The sequence below is a fragment of the Aureimonas sp. AU12 genome (assembly GCF_001463705.1).
GTDB lineage: Bacteria > Pseudomonadota > Alphaproteobacteria > Rhizobiales > Rhizobiaceae > Aureimonas.
This window is the reverse complement of record NZ_BBWH01000001.1, coordinates 19718-36158: the sequence shown is the minus strand read 5'-3', so window position 1 is coordinate 36158 and position 16441 is coordinate 19718. Positions and strand designations below refer to the sequence as shown.

The window sequence follows — 16441 nt, the reverse complement described above, 5'->3', positions numbered from 1 at the left end:
AGAAAAAGGCCGCCCGGTGGGGCGGCCTCTTCCTAGACGATCAAACCGGCTTGCGGGGAACTTTCGGGACCGTTCCCGGGCGCTTCCCGGCCTTCGAGATCTCGGGTTCGGAACTGACCGGCTCGGCAGCTTCCTCCTCCTCGTCCTCATCGACATCCTCCGCATCGTCGAAGTCGTCCTCGTCGTCTTCGAGGATCTCCTCGCCGCTCGGGTCGACCTTCGCACGCCGCGCCCGCGCCTCACTCGCCTTTCGCGGCTTCAACGGCGTCTCATCGGCAATGGCCTCGAGATTCAGCTTCTTGCCGCCGGTCTCGTCGTCCACGACGGTGACCTTCACAGTGCCGCCGCGCTTGAGCTTGCCGAATAGAACCTCGTCGGCGAGCGGCTTCTTGATGTACTCCTGAATGACGCGGCCAAGAGGCCGGGCGCCCATATACTCGTCGTAGCCCTTCTCCGCGAGCCAGGCGATCGCGTCCTCGTGCAGGTCGAAGGTCACGCCGCGCTCCGAAAGCTGGGCCTCCAGCTGCATGACGAACTTCTGCACGACCTCGTGGATCACCGGCGTCGGCAGCGCGCCGAACGGAATGATCGCGTCGAGGCGGTTGCGGAACTCTGGCGTGAACAGCCGGTTGATCGCTTCCGCCTCGTCACCCGTGCGCCGCGACGAGCCGAACCCGATCGCGGCCTTCTGCGCCTCGGACGCGCCCGCATTGGTCGTCATGATCAGGATCACGTTGCGAAAGTCGATCTTCTTGCCGTTGTGATCCGTCAGCTTCCCATGGTCCATCACCTGCAGAAGGATGTTGAACAGGTCGGGATGCGCCTTCTCGATCTCGTCGAGCAGCAGCACGCAGTGCGGATGCTGATCGACCCCGTCGGTCAAAAGGCCACCCTGGTCGAAGCCGACATAGCCGGGAGGGGCGCCGATCAGCCGCGAGACGGTGTGGCGCTCCATGTATTCCGACATGTCGAACCGCAGCAGCTCGATGCCGAGCGCCGAGGCCAATTGCTTGGCCACCTCCGTCTTGCCGACACCGGTGGGGCCGGAGAACAGGTAGGAGCCGATCGGCTTCTCGGGTTCGCGCAGGCCCGCCCGTGCCAGCTTGATCGCGGTGGTCAGGTTCTCGATCGCCGCATCCTGACCGTAGACGACGCGCTTGAGCTGCTCGCTCAGATGCGACAGGACTTCAGCATCGTCCTTGGACACCGATTTCGGGGGAATGCGCGCCATCGTCGCGACGGTCGCCTCGATCTCCTTCACGCCGATGCTCTTCTTCCGCTTGGCTTCGGGCAGCAGCATCTGCGAAGCGCCGGTCTCGTCGATCACGTCGATCGCCTTGTCCGGCAGCTTGCGGTCGTTGATGTAGCGCGCCGAGAGTTCGACGGCCGACTTGATCGCATCGTTCGAGTACTTCACGTGATGGAAGTCCTCGAAATAAGGCTTCAACCCACGCAGGATCGCGATCGCATCCTCGATCGTCGGCTCGGCGACGTCGATCTTCTGGAACCGACGCACGAGCGCCCGGTCCTTTTCGAAGAACTGGCGATACTCCTTGTAGGTCGTCGAACCGATGCAGCGGATCGCGCCAGACGACAGCGCGGGCTTCAGGAGGTTCGACGCGTCCATCGCGCCACCCGACGTAGCGCCGGCGCCGATCACCGTGTGGATCTCGTCGATGAAGAGGACGGCGCCCGGATACTCCTCGAGCTCCTTGACGACCTGCTTTAGGCGCTCCTCAAAATCACCACGATAGCGCGTGCCGGCGAGCAGCGTGCCCATGTCGAGCGAGAAGATCGTCGCGTCAGCGAGAACCTCAGGCACGTCGCCCTCGACGATGCGCTTCGCCAAACCTTCGGCGATCGCCGTCTTGCCGACGCCGGGATCGCCCACGTAGAGCGGGTTGTTCTTCGAGCGACGGCACAGGACCTGGATGGTCCGGTTGATCTCCGTGGCGCGACCGATCAACGGATCGATCCGGCCGTTCTTGGCTTTCTCGTTCAGATTGACGCAGTAGGCCGTCAGGGCATCCTGCGCCGTCTTGCGGCGCCCGTCCTCTTCGTTACCCATGACCGACTGCTCATCCTCCGCTCCGCGCACGGTACGGCCTTCAGAAGCCCCCGGGCGCTTGGAAATTCCATGGGAAATGAAGTTCACGGCGTCGTAGCGCGTCATCTCCTGCTCCTGCAGGAAGAAGGCGGCGTGGCTCTCGCGTTCGGCGAAGATGGCGACCAGAACGTTGGCGCCCGTCACTTCCTCGCGCCCCGACGACTGGACGTGAATCACCGCGCGTTGGATCACGCGGTGGAAGCCGGCCGTGGGTTTGGAATCCTCGTCGCTTCCGGTGACGAGGTTGGCGAGTTCGGTGTCGATATACTCCATCAGCGACGATCGCAGGATGTCGATGTCGACGCTACAGCCCTTCATGACCGCCGCGGCATCCTTGTCTTCGAGCAGCGCGAGAAGCAGATGCTCGAGGGTGGCGAACTCCTGGTGACGCTCGTTAGCGAAGGTCAGCGCCTGATGGAGCGACTTCTCCAGGCTTTGCGAAAATGTCGGCAAGCTTCACCTCAATTCTTTTCCATCACGCATTGCAGCGGATGTTGATGCTGACGGGCGAAATCCATGACCTGCGTGACCTTCGTCTCCGCGACCTCGTAGGTGAAGACGCCGCACTCGCCGACTCCATGCTTGTGTACGTGCAGCATGATGCGCGTGGCCGCTTCCCGATCCTTCTGGAAGAACCGTTCGAGGACGTGGATGACGAACTCCATTGGAGTGTAATCGTCATTGAGAAGCAGCACTCTGTAAAGGCTCGGCTTCCGCGTCTTGGGCTTCGTTCGGGTAATGACCGACGTTCCCCGGTCGGCATCATCGCCGTCGGTCTTTCCCGCCTGCATTCGCGTCTCGGCGCCGAGGATCGGCCGATGGGTGTCGTCGTCGTTCAAGATCATCACCTCTGTCATCGGACGATATGTATGTGCCGCGAAGGGCTTTTTAAGACTCTCCCGCCTTGCGGCAAAAATTCGCTGACGGCTGCGCAAGCCGACAGGATTCGGCCGGCCTGCGCAAGGCCGCGCTTTTCGCATGTCACAACGCAAAAAGCCCGACCTTACGGCCGGGCTTCGTCGTCACGTCAAACGGGCCGAAGCCCGCTGGAAATTACATCGCCTGCTTGGCGGCGTCGGTTCCGAACTTGCCGGCAGCTAAGGCCGTGTTCTCGAACGGCTTGTAGGTCTCGCGAGCGATCTCGGCGTACATCTCGCCCATCTTCGTCGCCTGCGACATCCAGGTCTCGTAGGCCGAGCGTGCATACTCGGTCTGCAGCTCGACCGCCTTGTCGAGCGTCTTCACCTGCGTGAGCTTCTCGAACATCTGGGCAGTCTGCTCGTAGGATCGCTTGCTGAACTCGCCGGTCTCGGACGCGATCTGCTGGAAGCCCTTGGTCACCGCGGAGAACGACTTGAGCGCGTTGTCCATCGATTCCTTGCCGGCCTTGTTGGCGTCTTCGTAAACGTTCATGCCACTCTCCCACTGATCAAAACTCGGCGCCGGACGTTCGCTCCACGCGCACTCGCACAGGCCTTATATTGCACTGCACAAACTCGTTCAAGGAGATTTTGGGGTTGCGCCTGCACGCGTGCGTTGCCCCTCGCTTCGAACGGAAAACGCGCACTCGCTTAAACTTTATCGGATTTTGCCACACCGAGATCACAAGGTTCCGGCAACCATAAACGGATTGGTAAGACCGCACGAGCTATCTTTCCCACAAGAAGAGATTGCGAAGCCATTGTAATGGTAACGTTTCCTGCACGTCCGATGCAGGTCGCGGCATCTCGAAACACGAACACGAGAGAGCTGCCCGTGCCCATGGCGTTCCACAAGATCCACACCGTCGCCAAGAGCATCACGAAGGCGGTCGGCATCCTGGCTCTCGGGAGCAGCTTTCTTCTTCATGCTCCCGCAGCCAAGGCGCAGGCCGCCGACGAGCGCTACTCCTCCATCGTCATCGACGCCAACAACGGCAAGGTGCTCTTCTCCAAGAGCCAGGACGACAAGCGCTACCCTGCTTCGCTGACCAAGATGATGACGCTCTACATGCTCTTCGACGCGCTGGAGAGCGGTCGCGCCAGCCTGTCGACGCCAATGAAGGTGTCCGCCTACGCCGCAGCCCGCCCGCCGTCCAAGCTCGGCATGAAGGTCGGCTCGTCGCTCTCGGTCGAAGAGGCGATCATGGCGCTCGTCACCCGCTCCGCGAACGACGCGGCGGTGGTGATCGGCGAATATCTCGGCGGCACGGAAAGCCAGTTCGCCGGCATGATGACCGCCAAGGCCCGCAAGCTCGGCATGTCGCGCACCACGTTCCAGAACGCGAACGGCCTGCCGAACAATGCTCAGACCACCACGGCGCGCGACATGGCGACGCTCGGCATCGCTCTTCGCGAGCATTTCCCGCAATATTACAAGTACTTCAACACCCGGTCCTTCAAGTTCCGCGGCCAGGTGATCGGCAATCACAACCGGCTGCTCGGCCGCGTTCAGGGCGTCGACGGAATCAAGACCGGATACATCAACGCCTCCGGCTTCAATCTGGTGACGTCGGTCGTGCGCGGCGACAAGAAGCTGGTCGCCGTCGTCATGGGCGGGCGCACCGCCCGCTCGCGTGACGATCACATGGCCGACCTCGTTGCCAAGTATCTGCCCGAGGCCAGCTCTCGTGGCGGTGATCCGCTCGTCGCTGCCTACAGCCCGGCAGCTCGCGGCCCGGCCGTGGCCTCGCATGTCGCCAGCCTGCCCGCCGCCGTTCCCCTGCCGACGCGCCGGGCCTCGTCGATCAACGAGCGCGTGGCCGAGGCCTACGGCTCGAACGCGGCCGGCGCGATGACGGCGATCACGGCGACGCCGGCGTCCCGCCCCGTCATCGGCCGCGAAGCGCTCCGCGCTGCACTGGGCCGTCAGGAAGGCGGCGTCGCCGTCGCGTCCGCCAGCGCGCTCGCCCCCACCGGTCCGGTGCCCCGCGCATCCATCCCCTCGATGATCCCCGCCGAGGCCTCGATGCCCCGGACACGGACGGCTGCATCGAGCATGCCGAGTTCGGCCTGGGTCGTGCAGATCGCGGCAACGCCGGTGGAATCGACCGCTCTCGAAATGCTGGCGGAAGCTAAGCAGCGTGGCGGCTCGGCGCTGGCCGAGGCCTACGCCTTCACCCAGGCGGTCGACAGCGGATCACAGACCCTCTACCGCGCCCGCTTCGCCGGCTTCGACACGAAGGCCGCGGCGAACGCCGCCTGCGATATTCTGAAGACGCGCTCCTACGCCTGCTACGCGATCGCCAACAACTGACGGCGACGCCGCTCCGGCGGCATTCTCTTCGATCCGCTTCGGCAGAACCGTTCCGACGGAACGATCCTGCACGCCCGCCACCATCGTTCGTATCGAGTTTCGAGGTTCCCCATGACGATCGAGCAGGAAAGCCGCAACATGATCCAGGCAGACAACCGAGCGGTCTCGATGCTCGGCGTCGGATCTCACCCGATGCAGCAGGCGGCTTCTCGCCTGGGCGACTATCGCGACGGCCGCATGCGGCTTCGCGCCAAGGATCTCGTCGGTCTCCTGCTCTGCCACGGCGCCCGTGCCTGGCGCTCGTCGCAGCCCGAAACCCGGATCCACCTGCGCGTCCAGTCGTTCGCCGGCAGCCCGGCGCTTCGCCTTTCCTACGGCAAGCCTGCTGCCAACCGCTGAGCTTGCGAAGCCGGGCGGCGACGCCGCCCGCTAGATCAAACCCCCGCTAGATCAGGCCAAGGTCGGCCAGTTCCCGGCGCAACTGTGCCGGAAGCGCCGCCGCCTCGCCGCCGGCGCCGAAATCGGCCGGCGCATCGTCCTGAACGAGATATCGCCACCCCTGGAAGGCGCGCCTCGGTTGCCAGTCGGTTCGGATGAAGTCTGATCGCAGGACGATCCGGCATCGCTCGATACCGTCGGCTGACGTGAAGGCGTCGAACCGCAGGATCGGTTGCCGCACCTGCACCTGCCCCTTGATCACCCAGTAGAGCGAACCGCCCGCGAGGATCTCGTCGGCGCGCTTCGGCATCACGCGGGTGACATGGAACTGCTCGGCGACCACGCCCGCGCGCCGGGCATCGTCGAGGCGGGTCGCGACGTGGTGCTCGAGGTCTTCGACCGTTTCGACCCCGACGCAGAGCTTGATCATGTTCAGCGGCATGCCGGCTGTTTCGACCCGCGCCGCTGCTCCGTCAAGCTGAACCTGACGCCGAGCCGCCAAGGTGCTAGGAAGCGGGCGCGACACGGTGTCCGCCCCGGACGCCGGCCAGCCTCGGCATCATCCGGTCATGCGCCTCAGCCAGATCTTCGACGCTCCGAACCTCCTCGCTTTCCTCGCCTTCATTCTCGGCTGGGTGCTCTACTCCGTCGTGGTCGATCTCAGCCCGTTCTCGCATCGCGGTCTCAGCCGGCGGATGAACGTGCAGCGCGAGGCTTGGATGCGGACGATGCTCCGCCGCGATCTGCGCATGATCGACACGGCGATCATGGCGGGCCTGCAGCAGGGAACGGGCTTCTTCGCCTCGTCCTGCATCTTCGCGATCGGCGGATGCTTCGCGCTGATCGGCTCGTCCGAACAGATCGCGATGATCGTCACCGATCTGCCGCTGGATGCGACCTTCGACCGCGCCCTCGTCGAGACCAAGCTGCTCGGCCTCGTGACGATCTTCGCCTACGCGTTCTTCAAGTTCGGCTGGGCCTACCGCCTCTTCAACTACTGCACCATCCTCATCGGCGCCGTGCCGATGCGCCATGACGCGGACCAGGATCCCGCCTCTGCCGATGCCGCCGTTGATCGTGCGCTGACGATGAACCGCATTGCGGCACGCCACTTCAACGCCGGCTTGCGGGCCATCTTTTTCGGCCTCGCCTATCTCGGCTGGTTCGTCGGCCCGCTCGTTCTCGTCGGCACGACGCTTCTCGTCATGCTGATTCTCGGCCACCGACAGTTTTTCTCCGACGCCGTACGCAGCGTTGCGCCGGAGCCCCGAAAGGATACCCGATGACAAAGCCGGCCGAGATCCGACGTACCATTCTCGCGATGGTGGAGGAGCGGGGCGCGGACAAGACCGTTTGCCCCTCCGAGGTCGCTCGCGCGATCGCGGGGCAGGACGAGACGCAGTGGCGGCTTCTGATGTCGCCCATTCGGGTGGAGGCAGTGCGCCTCGCCGACGACGGTCTCGTCAGCGTCAAGCGCAAGGGCCGCGTGGTCGACCCTCACGACTTCAAGGGCATCTATAGGCTGGCACCGCCGCCCACTTCGGACTGAAGGACGGCTGCCACGGGCGCCGGGAACAGCGCGTCTGTCTTGTCGGTCAGCCGGTACGCCAGAAGGCCGAGATACTCCCGAATCGCGAAGTGCACCTTCTCGATGTTGCGGACAGTCGCCGTGGACGGTTCGAAGACGGCAGAGCCCGCCGGCGTCTGGTAGTCGGTCGGATACGGCATGACATCGAAACCGGCGACGCGGAAGCAACCAACAGAGCGCGGCATATGCGCCGCCGAGGTGACGAGCAGCCAGATCTCGCCATCCTTCGGATTGGCAATGGCGCGCGAGAACACGGCGTTCTCCGTCGTATTGCGGGAGCGGTCTTCCAGTTCCAGCCGGCCGGGATCGAGACCGAGCGATCCGAACAGTTCGCGGGCGACGTCGGACTCCTTAACGTCCTCCGAGAAGACGCCGGCAGCACCGCCGCTGAAGATGACGCGCGCCTCCGGGAACTGCCGTGAGAGCGCCAGCGTCGTGGTGATCCGGTCCGCCGCATCGTTGAGCTCCGGCTCACCGCGCGTGCGCGCCACTCGCGTATCGAAGGACCCGCCGAGAACGACGATTCCGGCGACCTGGCTGGGAAGCTGCGGCTTCGGAAAGCGGTTCTCCAATGCGCTCAGCATTAGAAGACCGAGCGGCGAAAGACTGAAGACCGCGAGGAGAATCACGGCGCCGACGACGAGACCGGTTCCCAGACGCGGCAGACGCACGATGGGGCACAATAGACCGGCCACCGCGATGACGAGCACGATGACAAGCGGCTGAACCAGATACCAGCCGATCTTGGAGAGTGCGAAGAACATCGATCCGTCCGTCCGTCTAAAAAGCCGACGCCGGGCGGTCACCGGGCGCCTTCCGTCTTTACCATAGACGGTCCTCGTTCGCCCGGACCGGGAAACGCTCCCTCGTCAGGCCCGGTCCCAGTCGGGAGCAAAGCCGGGATCGACGAGACGCTGGCGCTGCTTCGTCATGGCAAACAGGGCATCTCGCTCCTCGGAACTCAGCTCGAAGGAAAAGACGTCGAGGTTGGACGCCGCACGCTCCGGGTTCGACGTGCGCGGAATGGCGCCCACGCGGTCCTGCTCGATCTCCCACCGCAACACGATCTGCGCTGGCGTGCGCCCGTGAGCGCGCGCCAAGTCCTCGATCGCCGGGTTCTTCAGGAGGTCACCGCCCTGACCGATCGGCGAGTAGGCGATCATCGCCATATCGTGGCGCTTGCAGGCGGCGAGGACTGCCTCCTGAGAGAGGCCCGGATGATACTCGACCTGATTGCAGACGAGGCGCGCAGCCGACAGGGACACGGCCTCATCAAGCATCGCGCTCGGGAAGTTGGCGACGCCGATATGGCGGGTCAGGCCTTTTGATTGCGCGGCGTTTAGCGCCTCGATCGAATCAGTGAGCGGTATCTCCACATTCGGCCAGTGAATGAGAAGCAGATCCACCGGACCGATGCCCAAAGCCTCGACAGCCGCCTCAGCGCTCGGAACGAGGCGATCACGCCCGATGTCGTCGCGCCAGACCTTCGTCGTCACGAACAACTCACGGCGATCGATGCCGCTGGCGCGAATGCCCTCGCCGACCTCGCGCTCGTTGCCATACATGCGAGCGGTGTCGATGTGGCGGTAGCCGAGCTCGATCGCCTTGGCGACCATCCGGCTGCAGGTCTCGCCGGTCAGCTTGTAAGTGCCAAAACCGATGGCCGGAATCTTAGCGCCGGACGCTTCGATGATTTTCATGGGTCTCTCTTCCGTCTCGCTGGATCACATGGTGGCCGGCGCTCACGTGACGGCGTCGCCATCGCTTGCCGTTTCAGATAGGCGAGATGCGGCACGGACCAGTGGAGAGCGAAATGGACCTCGAGTCGAAGCCGCAGGCGACGCGCCGGATCGAGCTGTTGGATATCCTGCGCGGTGTCGCGCTCATCGCCATGGCGACCTACCACTTCACTTGGGATCTCGAATTCTTCGGCCATCTGGCGCGCGGGACCGCGAGCGAGGGCGGCTGGCGGCTGTTCGCACGGGGAATCGCGTCGAGCTTCCTCGTTCTCGTCGGAATCGGTCTCGTGCTGGCGCATGGACGACAGATCCGCTGGCGCCCGTTCTGGCGGCGTCTGGCGCAGGTCGCGGCCGGCGCGGCGGCGATCACGGTCGCCACTTGGGTTGCGACCCCGCAGGGCTTCGTCTTCTTTGGAATTCTGCATCAGATCGCCGTTGCCAGTCTGATCGGTCTTCTCGTTCTGCGCCTTCCCTTCCCGGCAACGCTCCTGCTGGGCATAGGCGTCATCCTCCTGCCGCAGATCGTTTCGACGGCCGCCTTCGACACGCGCTGGCTGGCCTGGATCGGTCTGGCGGAAAGCCCGCCCCTGTCGAACGATTTCGTCCCGGTCTTTCCATGGACCGGCGCCGTGCTCATCGGCATGGGACTGGCTCAACTCGCAGTGCGCGTCGATCTTCCATCACGCCTCGCACGGTGGAACGACCGGCTGCACCCGCTGCGCCGGCTCGGCGTCCTCGGCCGTCATTCCCTGCTCTTCTACCTCCTGCACCAGCCGCTGCTTATTGGGGTCGTCGCGCTGGCGACTTACGTCGTCCCGCCGGACCAGACCGCGGTCTTTCGTGAAAGCTGCCGTCTCACCTGCGAAGACGGTCGCGACGCCGCCTATTGCGCGCGCTACTGCGGCTGCGTGGAGAGCGATCTCGCCGGGAAAAATCTGATGCAGAAGCTGTTGCGCGAGCAGTTGACCGATGCCGACCAGACCAGCGTCGGAGAAACCGTCAACCTCTGCTCCGTCTTCTCGGAGCCGTAAGGCGACGGCTCAGCTCGACGGAGAAATTCCGAGCTCGGCCATGCGGGTGAGGCATGCCTCCTCGGCCTGATCGAGCTCGGACAGGAGGTCGTCGATGTCGCGGCGCTTCTGTTCGAGTTCGCTGCGCTTCTCGTTGACGCGGCGGATGATGGCGCGAAGCTGCCCGGCCTCTCCAGGCGGCGTGCGGTACATGCCCATGATCTCTCGAATTTCGGCGATGGAAAAGCCGAGGCGCTTGCCGCGCAGGATCATCTTCAGCAGTTGTCGATCGGACTGGCGGAAGAGCCGCGTGCGACCTCGCCGGATGGGGGCGATCAAGCCCTCGTCCTCGTAGAACCGGATCGTGCGCGTCGAGATATCGAACTCCCGAGTCAACTCGGTGATGGTGTAGTAGTCGCGCATCGGTCATGCCCAGTTGAGCGGCCTGTGTGATCTCAGACTTACGTCAAAGTCAAACGACTGCCCAGCATGCACGACTGTACCGAGCTGCTGACTGTTATCAATGTGAGTTCGTTGAGATGGCTTGAGGCGAGGACCTCGAAGCAAGGCTGGTGCGGTCGAGAAGACTCGAACTTCCACGGGTTGCCCCACAGCGACCTCAACGCTGCGCGTCTACCAATTCCGCCACGACCGCACGCCGTGTAGCCAACCGTTTGGGCCAGCTCCGATCCACCGGACCAGCCGGTCGTTCCAGACCGGTGGTGGGCATCTAACAAACGGCCCCAGAGGACACAAGCATATTCGACAAGGCCGGACATGTTTTCTCGCAAGCCGCTGTTTTGCCATGCTCGGACTTGGCCCGGCGTTCGGCGAAACGCTATGAGATCGACATGGAGAGCTCCCATCCTACACCGCGCCTCACCGTGGCGACCGAACGATTCTGGCCGTCGCATCCCGGAGCCCCAGTGGACTGGGTCCGGATCGACGGTGAACTGCCCTACCCGGCCGCGCTGGCCCTGATGGAGAGCCGCGTGACAGCGATCGCCGACGGCATGGCGGCGGAAGCCGTCTTTCTCGTCGAGCACCCACCGATCTACACGGCAGGCACAAGCGCGAATGTCGGCGACCTCCTCGACCCCACGCGCTTTCCGGTCTTCGCGACGGGTCGTGGGGGCGAATATACCTATCACGGCCCCGGACAGCGCGTGGCTTACGTTCTGCTCGACCTCAAGCGCAGGCGGCAGGACGTGCGCGCCTTCGTGGCAGCGCTCGAACACTGGATCATCGCGACGCTCGCCGATCATCAGGTGCGCGGCGAGCGGCGGGAGGACCGCGTCGGCGTCTGGGTTCGTCGCCCCGATCGGCCCCCGCTCCCGGACGGAACGATGGCGGAGGACAAGATCGCCGCGATCGGCATTCGCCTGCGGCGTTGGGTATCGTTCCACGGGATCAGCTTGAACGTGGACCCCGACCTGTCACATTTCGGCGGCATCATCCCGTGCGGGATCGCCGGCTACGGAGTGACGAGCCTCGTCGATCTCGGCCTGCCGGTGACGATCGGCGACGTCGATCTCGTTCTCCGACAGCGGTTCGCCGATGTGTTCGGGCCGATTGCGGCAGAATCCTCCCTGTCAGCCGAGACGATGCATGATTGAACCATCAACGACCGTCCCCACCCGCCTCCTCGTCGACGCCGACGCTTGCCCGGTGAAGGACGAGGCGCTCGATATCGCCGCCAGGTTCGGCATCGAGATGGTGCTCGTCTCGAACGGCGGCATGCGCCCCTCGCGCTATCCCGGCGCGCGTATCGTCACCGTCTCGGCCGGTGCCGACGCCGCAGACAACTGGATCGCCGAAGAGGCGCATCCGCGCGATGTCATCGTCACCGCAGATATTCTTCTGGCCGCGCGCGTGCTGGAGCGCGGCGCGGCCGTGATTGGGCCGGACGGGCGACCGTTCACCCCCGAATCGATCGGCACGGCGCTCTCCATGCGCTCGTTCAACCAACACCTGCGGGAGACGGGCGAGAGCAAGGGCTACAACCGCCCTTTCGCACCGCAGGACCGCTCGCGCTTCCGCGGGGAACTCGACCGCGTCCTGCGACGACTTGCGCCGGGTTGAGCCATGACAGCGGCGCGATTGTCGGCGCGAGACTGCATCCAGACACGCGGGTTTGCCGTATGTGAGACGTGACGGACGCCAGATGTTCGTCGCACCGATAGAGTGAAAGGCACGACCGGACATGCGATTGACCGCCCCCCGCGACGGACCGCTCGTCCGCCGGCAGGCCCTCTCCACGCGCTTGACGCACTGGATCTGGGCCGTCTGCCTCTTCTTCCTGCTCCTGTCCGGACTGCAGATATTCATGGCGCGGCCCGATCTCTACATCGGCCAGCAATCGGGCTTCGCGTTCGACAACAGCATCCTGTCGATCGGAGCTTCGTATATCGACGGCGCCATGCGCGGCGTCACCACCGTCTTCGGGCACAGTTTCGATACGACCGGGTGGCTCGGCGCGATCTGGGGCAGCGGGAACCTAGAGGCCAAGACCTTTCCCGGCTGGCTGACGGTTCCCTCCTATCGCGATCTCGCGACTGGGCGCGTCGTTCACTTCTTCTTCGCCTGGATCCTCGTCGCGACGCTGATCGTATGGCTGTTGGCCAGCTTCCTCAATCGGCACTTCGTTCGTGACATCGTGCCCGGCGCTCGCGACATCCGCGAACTCGGCGCCGACGTCGCTGACCACGCCAAGCTCCGCTTGCACCATCGTCGGCGCTACGGCCCGCTCCAAAAGCTGTCCTACTTCTTCGTGCTCGTGATCCTCCTGCCGCTGACGATAGCGACGGGCCTCACCATGTCGCCGGGCATGAATGCCTTTGCGCCATGGACGCTGGATCTCTTCGGCGGCCGTCAGACGGCCCGCACCATCCACTTCTTCTGCATGCTCTCGCTAGTCCTTTTCTTCGTCGTCCACGTCGCCATGGTCGTCCTCGCCGGCCCGTGGAACGAGTTGCGCTCGATGATCACCGGATGGATGCGTGTCGAGCCCGAGGAGGGCGGACGATGACCTTCAAGTTGCACAGGCGCCGGTTCCTCACCGGCGCGGCGATCGCCTCCACGTCCGCACTGGCGGGCTGCTTCGACCCGCTTCTGTCGAACGACGCGCAGGTTCGCGGCGTCTTGGAAAAGGCGAACGACCTGACCTACCGGGCCCAGCGCCTGCTTCTAGGGTCGGACAATCTCGCGCGCGAATTCGCCGCCAGCGAGATCCGCCAGCCGATGCGTCCGAACGGCTTGACCGACCCGCAGGACGAGGACTATCGCACCCTCGCCGCCAACGGGTTCACGGACTACCGGCTGAAGATCGATGGCGCGGTCGAGCGGCCGATGAGCTTCTCACTGGAACAGCTGCGCAACATGCCCTCGCGAACCCAGATCACGCGCCACGACTGCGTTGAGGGCTGGAGCTGCATCGCCAAGTGGACGGGAACGCCGCTCGGCGGCGTGCTCGACCAGGTCGGCGTGACCTCGGCGGCCCGCTATGCGGTCTTCTCCTGCTTCGACACGCTGGAGAACGGCTTCGCGGGGCCGATCAAGTACTACGAGTCGATCGATCTTCACGACGCGCGGCACCCGCAGACGATTCTCGCCTATGGCATGAACGATCAGGCGCTGCCGGTTTCGAACGGTGCACCGCTGCGTGTGCGCGTCGAGCGGCAACTCGGATACAAGATGGCGAAATACATCTCGGCGATCACGCTGACCGACAGGCTCGACAGTTTCGGCGAGGGCGGCGGCGGATATTGGGAAGATCGCGGCTACGAGTGGTTTGCCGGAATCTGACGAGCCGTTCAGTCCACCGGCACCGATAGCAGAAGGCAGGCGGCGGCCATGTCGTGGAAGCGTCGCTCGCGACGGGCGGCGGCCTCCTCGTCGGCGCCCCACAATTCGATGTTCCAGTCCTCATCGACATGCGCGAGCGACCAGGCTTCACGGCCCGTCAGCCGTCGTCCGGCCACGGCAAGGGCCACAAACAACGAGCCCGTGAGCGTCGTGATCTGATGCAGCGCCGCTAGACGGAACGGCTCGCTCTCCGCGGCCAGCCGGTCGCGAAGCGCGCCGATGGTCTCGGCCGGCTGTTCGACGAAGACCACGCCTTCACCGACCGCGACACCGCTACCGATTTCCGATTCGACCCAAGCGACGACGGGATTCCAAAGCTGGCGCTGGCGTTCGACCAGACGATCGGGTCCACTGGCACGATAGGCGAGAAGATCGGTCTCGGCATAGCGTTCCAAGTCTTCCTGCACCGGCTGCAGGTTCGGCGCGATACCGTCGATGACGGTGTTGACCAGTCGCGTGACCGGCATGGTCGCAGGATTGATCTCCTCGCGCTGCGCTTCCCATTCCGCTGCGATCGCTTCGGCCACGTGCTGGTCGGGAACGGCAAGCGGACTGCGCGCCGGCGTTTTCACCGGACGTCCGTCGAGCCGGATCATATGGACGCCGTTCTCGACCACCGTCGACACCTCCTTGTAGAAGCGCTTCGGCAAGGTGGGACGTGCAGGAGTGTTCGACATGCGGAACTTGGCCTCGTAGGCGGACTGAAGGGCGGTGAGCGCCGCCGGGACTTGAGGATCAGCCGGTGACGAAGACCGGAAGCGTCGGCGCATTCGCGGTCCAGCGGTCCGTCAGCCATCCGTCGAGGAGCGCGACGAGATCGGGCACCGTCTCCGCGACATCGCCCGCCCCGGCAGCGATCAAGGCATCGCGGCGCTGGGCGCCCCATGCGACGCCGAGCGCATCCGCACCCGCAGCACGCGCCATCTGCATGTCGAAGGTGGCGTCGCCGATGACGATCGCCTGCCGGGCGTCGACACCCATCTCCCGGCAGCATTCCAGAACCATCGCGGGATGTGGCTTGGACGGACAGTCGTCTGCGGTACGCACCACTTGAAAGATGCTTTCAAGCGCGTGCGCCTCGACGACGAGCCGGACTCCCCGTCGCGACTTGCCGGTCACCATGCCGAGCAGCACGTCGTCGTGCAGCGCCAGATCGCGCAGCATCGGCTCGATGCCCGGAAACAATCGCTCGGGAAAGCTGTCCTCGGCACGCAGCCGGTGAAACTCGTCTCGGTAGATCTCGACCATCCCCGGCAGGGCATCCGGCGCGAGTGTCGGCGCCAGCCGGTGGATGGCGAGGTCGAGCGACAGGCCGATGATCCCCTGCGTTGCCGCCTCGTCGGGTGCCGGAAGGCCCGCCGTCACGAAGCAGCGTCGCATGGTCTCGCAGATCACGCCGAAACTGTCGGCCAGCGTGCCGTCGCAGTCGAAGAGAACGAGGTTCATGCGATCAATCGTTTTCCTGGGCCTCGTCGAACCCGAAGAGGTTCCAGGTTTGCACCATGTGCGGCGGCAGCGGTGCGATCTGGTCGATGAAGCGGCCGCCGCCGTTCGGATGCGGGATCACGATCCGCCGGGCGTGAAGGTGCAACTTGTTCTGGACGCCACCGGGGAAGTCCCAGTTCGTGTCGTGCTCGAAATACTTGGGGTCGCCGAGGATCGGGTTGCCGAGATGCAGGGCATGGACACGAAGCTGGTGCGTGCGGCCCGTGTGCGGCTCCATCTCGATCCAGGCGAAGTTCTGCGCCACCTGATCGATCACGCGGTAATAAGAGAGCGCGTGATCGGCGCCTTCGTCGCCGTGCTTGGCGACCCGAACCCGGTCGCCGTCCGGCGTCTGTTCCTTGACGAGGTAGGTCGAGATCCGCCCCTCGTGCGGGATCGGCACGCCCTTCACCAGCGCCCAGTAATGCTTCTTCGTATCGCGCTCGCGGAACGACTTCGTCAGCGAGACCGCCGCGCCGCGCGTGCGGGCGACCACGAGGATGCCGGACGTGTCGCGGTCGAGGCGGTGGACCAGCCGCGGCTTCTCACCCTTCTTGCTGCGCCAGGCTTCCAGCATCTTGTCGACATGACGCGAGACGCCCGAGCCGCCCTGCACCGCCAGCCCGGCCGGCTTGTTGAAGACGTAGACCTTCTCGTCCTCGTAGATCAGCATCTGGGACAGGACGTCGCCGTCATGCTTGTCGCGCATCGTGTTGGCGGTGAGCGGCGCTACGCGCATGCGGGCCGAATCGGCGCCCATCGGCGGAATGCGGACCATCTGGCCGGGCTCGACGCGTGTATCGCTCTTGGCGCGCCCGCCGTCGATCCGGATCTGGCCCGAACGCAGGAGCTTCTGCAGATGGCCGAAGCCGAGGCCGGGATAGTGCAGCTTGAACCACCGGTCGAGCCGCAGTCCCGCCTCGTCCGTCTCAATCCTGATTTGCTCGACGGCCGACATGCCCGCTCCTTTTCAATT

The 16441-nt window shown here is 64.7% G+C and carries 19 protein-coding genes and 1 tRNA gene; 9 read left to right on the top strand and 11 right to left on the bottom strand.

The window, feature by feature from the left end:
• Positions 1-40 precede the first annotated feature (40 nt).
• The 3 genes from clpA to AUL33_RS00245 form a co-directional block, all read right to left on the bottom strand.
• Positions 41-2560: an ATP-dependent Clp protease ATP-binding subunit ClpA gene (gene clpA / locus AUL33_RS00255; protein WP_062202461.1), complete on the bottom strand. Its 2520-nt coding sequence runs from the start codon at positions 2558-2560 to the stop codon at positions 41-43.
• Positions 2561-2568: 8 nt separating this feature from the next.
• Complete coding sequence (clpS, locus tag AUL33_RS00250; RefSeq protein WP_062202729.1) at positions 2569-2898, bottom strand: ATP-dependent Clp protease adapter ClpS; 330 nt, start codon at positions 2896-2898, stop codon at positions 2569-2571.
• Positions 2899-3160: 262 nt separating this feature from the next.
• Positions 3161-3520 (bottom strand): phasin family protein, encoded by a 360-nt coding sequence (locus tag AUL33_RS00245; RefSeq protein ID WP_062202459.1) that lies wholly within the window; start codon positions 3518-3520, stop codon positions 3161-3163.
• A 348-nt stretch (positions 3521-3868) separates the two neighbouring features.
• On the opposite strand from AUL33_RS00245, the gene AUL33_RS00240 reads away from it, so the two are divergent.
• Both AUL33_RS00240 and AUL33_RS00235 read left to right on the top strand, forming a co-directional pair.
• A complete protein-coding gene (locus AUL33_RS00240) occupies positions 3869-5341 on the top strand; it encodes a D-alanyl-D-alanine carboxypeptidase (protein ID WP_062202457.1) in 1473 nt (490 codons plus the stop codon).
• 111 nt (positions 5342-5452) lie between these two features.
• On the top strand, positions 5453-5740 hold the full coding sequence (locus AUL33_RS00235; RefSeq protein WP_062202455.1) for a hypothetical protein: 288 nt from the start codon (positions 5453-5455) through the stop codon (positions 5738-5740).
• Positions 5741-5786: 46 nt separating this feature from the next.
• Here AUL33_RS00235 and AUL33_RS00230 read toward each other — a convergent pair whose 3' ends face one another.
• Positions 5787-6221 carry a DUF1489 family protein gene (locus AUL33_RS00230; protein WP_062202453.1) on the bottom strand — a complete coding sequence of 145 codons (435 nt, stop codon included), beginning with the start codon at positions 6219-6221 and terminating at the stop codon, positions 5787-5789.
• A gap of 85 nt (positions 6222-6306) precedes the next feature.
• Here AUL33_RS00230 and AUL33_RS00225 point away from each other — a divergent pair, with 85 nt between their 5' ends.
• Complete coding sequence (locus AUL33_RS00225) at positions 6307-7065, top strand: DUF599 domain-containing protein (RefSeq protein WP_306302784.1); 759 nt, start codon at positions 6307-6309, stop codon at positions 7063-7065.
• Positions 7062-7328 (top strand): DUF3253 domain-containing protein, encoded by a 267-nt coding sequence (locus tag AUL33_RS00220; protein WP_062202451.1) that lies wholly within the window; start codon positions 7062-7064, stop codon positions 7326-7328. Before AUL33_RS00225 ends, AUL33_RS00220 begins: the two co-directional genes overlap by 4 nt.
• Here the strand turns inward: AUL33_RS00220 and AUL33_RS00215 are convergent.
• Both AUL33_RS00215 and AUL33_RS00210 read right to left on the bottom strand, forming a co-directional pair.
• Complete coding sequence (locus tag AUL33_RS00215; protein ID WP_244491765.1) at positions 7295-8077, bottom strand: YdcF family protein; 783 nt, start codon at positions 8075-8077, stop codon at positions 7295-7297. The two genes, AUL33_RS00220 and AUL33_RS00215, sit on opposite strands and share 34 nt — an antisense overlap.
• 159 nt (positions 8078-8236) lie before the next feature.
• Complete coding sequence (locus AUL33_RS00210) at positions 8237-9067, bottom strand: aldo/keto reductase (protein ID WP_062202447.1); 831 nt, start codon at positions 9065-9067, stop codon at positions 8237-8239.
• 113 nt (positions 9068-9180) lie between these two features.
• Here AUL33_RS00210 and AUL33_RS00205 point away from each other — a divergent pair, with 113 nt between their 5' ends.
• Positions 9181-10137 (top strand): heparan-alpha-glucosaminide N-acetyltransferase, encoded by a 957-nt coding sequence (locus tag AUL33_RS00205; RefSeq protein ID WP_062202445.1) that lies wholly within the window; start codon positions 9181-9183, stop codon positions 10135-10137.
• A 9-nt stretch (positions 10138-10146) separates the two neighbouring features.
• Here AUL33_RS00205 and AUL33_RS00200 read toward each other — a convergent pair whose 3' ends face one another.
• Together AUL33_RS00200 and AUL33_RS00195 are read right to left on the bottom strand one after the other, a co-directional pair.
• The gene (locus AUL33_RS00200; RefSeq protein WP_062202443.1) at positions 10147-10539 is read right to left on the bottom strand and encodes a MerR family DNA-binding transcriptional regulator; all 393 of its coding nucleotides are present in this window, start codon (positions 10537-10539) and stop codon (positions 10147-10149) included.
• A gap of 147 nt (positions 10540-10686) precedes the next feature.
• Positions 10687-10771, bottom strand: a tRNA-Leu gene (locus tag AUL33_RS00195).
• 196 nt (positions 10772-10967) lie between these two features.
• Here AUL33_RS00195 and lipB point away from each other — a divergent pair.
• From lipB to AUL33_RS00175, 4 genes are all read left to right on the top strand, one after another.
• Complete coding sequence (gene lipB / locus AUL33_RS00190) at positions 10968-11732, top strand: lipoyl(octanoyl) transferase LipB (RefSeq protein WP_082652215.1); 765 nt, start codon at positions 10968-10970, stop codon at positions 11730-11732.
• A complete protein-coding gene (locus AUL33_RS00185; RefSeq protein WP_062202441.1) occupies positions 11725-12198 on the top strand; it encodes a YaiI/YqxD family protein in 474 nt (157 codons plus the stop codon). The genes lipB and AUL33_RS00185 overlap by 8 nt, the downstream gene beginning before the upstream one ends.
• 121 nt (positions 12199-12319) lie before the next feature.
• On the top strand, positions 12320-13144 hold the full coding sequence (locus AUL33_RS00180; RefSeq protein WP_062202439.1) for a cytochrome b/b6 domain-containing protein: 825 nt from the start codon (positions 12320-12322) through the stop codon (positions 13142-13144).
• Positions 13141-13920, top strand: a complete 780-nt coding sequence (locus tag AUL33_RS00175; protein ID WP_062202437.1) for a molybdopterin-binding protein — start codon at positions 13141-13143, stop codon at positions 13918-13920. Before AUL33_RS00180 ends, AUL33_RS00175 begins: the two co-directional genes overlap by 4 nt.
• Positions 13921-13928: 8 nt before the next feature.
• On the opposite strand, the gene AUL33_RS00170 is transcribed toward AUL33_RS00175, so the two are convergent.
• From AUL33_RS00170 to AUL33_RS00160, 3 genes are read right to left on the bottom strand one after another with little or no spacing between them, the layout of a single operon-like run.
• Positions 13929-14657: an ATP12 family protein gene (locus AUL33_RS00170; RefSeq protein WP_062202435.1), complete on the bottom strand. Its 729-nt coding sequence runs from the start codon at positions 14655-14657 to the stop codon at positions 13929-13931.
• Between the two features lie 58 nt (positions 14658-14715).
• Positions 14716-15426: an HAD-IA family hydrolase gene (locus tag AUL33_RS00165; protein WP_062202433.1), complete on the bottom strand. Its 711-nt coding sequence runs from the start codon at positions 15424-15426 to the stop codon at positions 14716-14718.
• 4 nt (positions 15427-15430) lie between these two features.
• On the bottom strand, positions 15431-16423 hold the full coding sequence (locus AUL33_RS00160; protein WP_062202431.1) for an RluA family pseudouridine synthase: 993 nt from the start codon (positions 16421-16423) through the stop codon (positions 15431-15433).
• Positions 16424-16441: the final 18 nt, after the last annotated feature.